Origin of the sequence: Psychrobacter sp. 16-MNA-CIBAN-0192 (assembly GCF_040309565.1) — a bacterium.
Lineage (GTDB): Bacteria > Pseudomonadota > Gammaproteobacteria > Pseudomonadales > Moraxellaceae > Psychrobacter.
The window spans coordinates 1-277 of the sequence record NZ_JBEOOX010000197.1 but is presented as its reverse complement, the minus strand read 5'-3'; the positions used below and the strand labels follow the sequence as shown (position 1 = coordinate 277).

General features: G+C 41.5%; 1 pseudogene. It reads right to left on the bottom strand.

Annotated features, from left to right (window positions below):
• Positions 1 to 74: 74 nt before the first annotated feature.
• Positions 75 to 277 (bottom strand): annotated as a pseudogene (locus AAEY78_RS12895) (ribosome rescue GTPase HflX); the annotation flags it as partial.

The following is a 277-nucleotide window of genomic DNA, read 5'->3' as shown; positions in this document are numbered from 1 at the left end:
ATAATATACCATCCATCATAATATACCAATCAACTAATTGTATTAATAAGCCCATCATTGTATTAGGCAGCTATTTAAGTCTGTGAATCTGGAATTTTCGCTTCTAGCGCTTTAGACTGCTCTGAATCTAATGTCTCAGCGTTGAGGGCATTAAATTCGTCAAACGCTTGTTCTTCGGCTGCTGTCATAGACGGTTCATCCTCTTCATCAGGCTGCTCGAACTCTTCCAGTATGGGCATCAGTAGCGTGGCTTGCGCTAATGGCAATACCTCTAAAG